Source organism: Undibacterium paludis, assembly GCF_022568815.1.
Lineage (GTDB): Bacteria > Pseudomonadota > Gammaproteobacteria > Burkholderiales > Burkholderiaceae_D > Undibacterium.
Genome location: NZ_JAKZHX010000037.1, coordinates 1 through 4,011 on the forward strand (window position 1 = coordinate 1; position 4,011 = coordinate 4,011).

General features: G+C 53.7%; 1 protein-coding gene. It reads left to right on the top strand.

Features of this window, described 5'->3' with window-relative positions; translation table 11 throughout:
- Window positions 1-4,011, top strand: a 4,011-nt coding sequence (locus LZ463_RS28755) for an amino acid adenylation domain-containing protein (protein ID WP_241459757.1), incomplete at both ends; no start/stop codon positions are given.

Here is a 4,011-nt window from a genome sequence, read left to right on the forward strand (position 1 = left end):
GCATGGTCAGCCTGGTACGCTCCAGGCTGCAAGTCGAACTGCAATTACGCACGATCTTTGAAAAACCGAGGCTTGCCGACCTGGCTGAAGAGATTGCGCACATGCAGCACTCTGCCGATGCCATTCTCAGTACAGTTGAAGCAGGCCCCCGACCAGACATGATTCCGCTTTCTTTCTCACAAGAGAGACTCTGGTTTTTGCATCAGCTACATGAAGTTAACGAGGTTTATCACATTTCCGGTGCAGTCCGGCTGGAGGGGCAACTGAACACAGCAGCACTGGAAGCCAGTCTGGAGCAGGTAGTCAAGAGACATGAAGCGCTGCATACGGCATTTCAGTCCGTCAATGGAAAAGGCGTACAGATCGTTGTTCCATCGCAGTTCAAACTGGGGCATGCCGTGCTTGCGCCAGATGCCAATCCCGGGATTGAAACAACACGACTGATGCAGGAAGAGCGATCCAGACCATTTGATCTGGAAGCGGGGCAACTGTTCCGCGCAGTATTGCTGAAAGTCAGTGACACCGATCACCTTCTCATCCTGGCGATGCACCATATCGCTTCCGACGGTTGGTCCATTGATGTGCTGATACGCGAAATGAGTGCCCTGTATACAGGGATCGTGCAGCATACGCCAACCCTACTCCCTCCCCTGCCGGTTCAATATGCCGATTTTGCACTATGGCAGCGGCAATGGCTTCAGGGCCCGGTGATCAATCAGCAAATTGATTATTGGAAAGCAAAGCTGGCAGACGCGCCGATACTGGAACTTCCAAGCGACAGAATCCGCCCGGCCGTGGCAAGCTTCCGTGGTCGCACCTTTAATTTCAATCTGCCGCAACATCTGTCGATACAACTCAATGCACTGGCTAGACAGGAAGGCGCGACGCTATTCATGGTCCTGATGGCGGCATATCAAACCCTGCTCTCGCGCTGGAGCGGTCAAACCGATGTGGTCGTCGGTACGCCCATTGCGGGTCGGCGCCAGCGCCAACTGGAAGGCTTGATCGGCTTCTTTGTCAATACACTGGTTATCCGGTCTGACTTATCAGGCAATCAGACTTTCCTCGACCTGCTTGCGAATGTACGTGAAACGGCACTCGGCGCTTACGCACATCAGGATTTACCTTTCGAAAAACTTGTGGAGACCCTGCAACCACAACGCGACTTGAGCAGGCAGCCGATTGCCCCGGTTCAGTTTGTTCTGGCAAATACGGCAGAGCTGACACTTGATCTGCCTGACCTGACCTTGAGTTTGTCAGAGGCAGAAAAAACAACCTCTGCTTTTGATCTCAATTTATCTATCAAGGAAACCACCGACGGCCTGATCGGTGTATTCGAATACGCAACGGATCTCTTCGATAACTCAACCATCGAACGCCTGGCTGGTTCATTACGCGTCTTGCTGGAAGCCATCGTCGACAATCCCAAGTGTTCGATCGGCACGCTATCCATTATCGATTCCCGGGAACGCTTGCGCCTGCTCGACCAGGGCTCATCCTATGCAAATGACCCAACGGAATTTTCGTCGATCCTTGCAGCAATGACGGAGCAAGCCTTACGTACGCCTGATGCGACAGCGCTTATTTGTGGCGAAGAGAGCATCAATTATCGTGATCTTGAATCTCGTGCGAATCAGCTTTCGCATTACCTGCGCAGCCTGGGGGTCGGCCCTGATGTCCCGGTCGGCATCTGCATGGAACGATCTTCAGATATGCTGGTAGCTGTGCTTGGCATCCTCAAGGCTGGCGGCGCCTATGTGCCGATTGATCCGTCTTACCCGGCACAGCGCATTGCATATTTGCTTGACGATGCAATGACACCAGTGCTGATAAGCCATGCCAGGCTGATGGATCACCTCCCTTCTCACTGGTCACATGTTGTTCAAATAGACAGCGACTGGCCGCAAATTGCATCGCTGCCAACAACCGCTCCGGTGTTGAGGATAGGACGCGAACATCTTGCCTATATCATTTACACCTCTGGCTCTACTGGCCGTCCCAAAGGGGTACAGGTACGTCATGGCGGTCTTGCCGCATCAAATGCAACGCGTATCGACTATTATGGCACGCCAGAATCCGTCATCTTGTTGCCATCCATCAGCTTCGACAGCTCGGTCGCCGTGATTTTCTGGGCATGGTGCACCGGGGCTTCCATCTGCATTCCAGAACATGGGCTCGAGCGTGATCTTGATCACCTGGCAGCTTTGATACAGCGGCATCAATTGCGGACATGGCTCAGTGTTCCTTCATTGTATGAAGCAGTTCTGGACACACATGCAGAGAAGCTGTCCAGCCTGAGACTGGTTATTTCTGCTGGCGAAGCCCTGACTCTCGCATTGCAGCTCAAGCATTTTTCGCAGTGCCCTCAAGCAGCGTTTTATAACGAGTACGGGCCAACAGAAGCCAGTGTCTGGACCAGTGTCGCCTTATTGCATGCGGCAGAGCAGTCACCCCAACCAGTCAGTATTGGTGCGCCCATTCGTTCTGCCCGCGTTTATGTGCTTGACGAGCAATTACAGCCGGTTCCAGTCGGGGTTGCCGGCGAACTCTATATTGCAGGCCAGGGTCTGGCGCGTGGCTATCTGAATGACCGTTCATTGAGCGCGACCCGCTTCGTTGCAGACCCGTTCCGTCAGGATGGTTCACGCATGTATCGCAGCGGCGACAAGGTACGCTGGAAAGTGGATGGCCAGCTGGACTTTCTGGGTCGTGCAGACCAGCAGGTCAAGTTGCGCGGGTTCAGGATAGAACTGGGAGAAATTGAGGCGGTTTTAATGGACCAGCCTGGCATTTCCCGTGCAGCCGTATGCGCACGCCCGGATAAATCCGGGCAGTTGCATCTCTTCGCTTATCTGGTCGGTGATGGCAGCAAGAATACCGACACCCTTCGTGCCGCACTGGCATTGCGACTGCCAGAGCACATGATACCGTCGTCTTTTGTCGAGCTTGATGCCTTGCCGCTGACCACCAACGGAAAACTCGATTACAAGGCGCTTTCCGCACCAGCGCAATTTACAGGATCACTTGAAGATGCTCTCCCCAGAAATCCTATAGAAGCAACACTGGTGGGTATTTGGGCTGACATCCTCGGTCGTGATAGAGTCGGCATTCACGACAATTTCTTTGACTTGGGCGGGCATTCACTTTTAGGGGCACGCCTGGTCAGCCATATCCGGGCGACCATGCAGGTGGAGTTGCCTCTGCGTGCAATTTTCGAATCGGCGACGGTCGCAGAACTCGCTGCCTTGATCGACGGCATGCAAGGTACGCCGCAAACTGTCCTGCCGCCAGTGAAAGCACTGCCCCATCCCGAGCTTATCCCCCTTTCGTTTGCGCAGGAACGTCTGTGGTTTCTGGAGCAATTGCATGAAGCTAATGAAGCCTACCATTTGTCCGGTGCAGTTCGTCTGACAGGCATACTCAATGTAGCCGCACTTGAAGCAAGTTTGTTTGAACTGGTGCAAAGACACGAATCATTGCGTATCTGTTATCGCACAATCAATGGCCAGGGCGTGCAATTTCTCAGGCCGGATAACACATTCAAGATGGAGCAAACCGATCTGACGGGTCTGGACAAGCTTGCCAGACAGCAGGAATTGATACGCATGACCCGACTGGAAACTTCTCGTCCTTTTGATTTGGCCAGTGGATTGCTACTTCGCGCTCATCTGTTGCGCATTGAAGAAACCGAGAGTCAGACCGAGCATGTGCTGGTGCTGACCATGCACCACATCTCCTCAGATGGCCGTTCTGTCGACGTGCTGGTGAGAGAACTAGGTGTACTGTATTCTGCGTTCGCGCAAGGCTTACCTTCGCCACTGTCGGGTCTGTCGTTGCAATATTCGGATTACGCTTTATGGCAACGCCAATGGCTGCAGGGGACGGTATTAGAACGTCAGTTGGACTTCTGGAAGCAACAGCTTGCAGGAGCCCCGGCCGCATTGACTTTGCCAACCGACCATCCGCGACCCGCAGTCGCCAGTTTCCGTGGCGCCGTGGTCAATGTCGTGA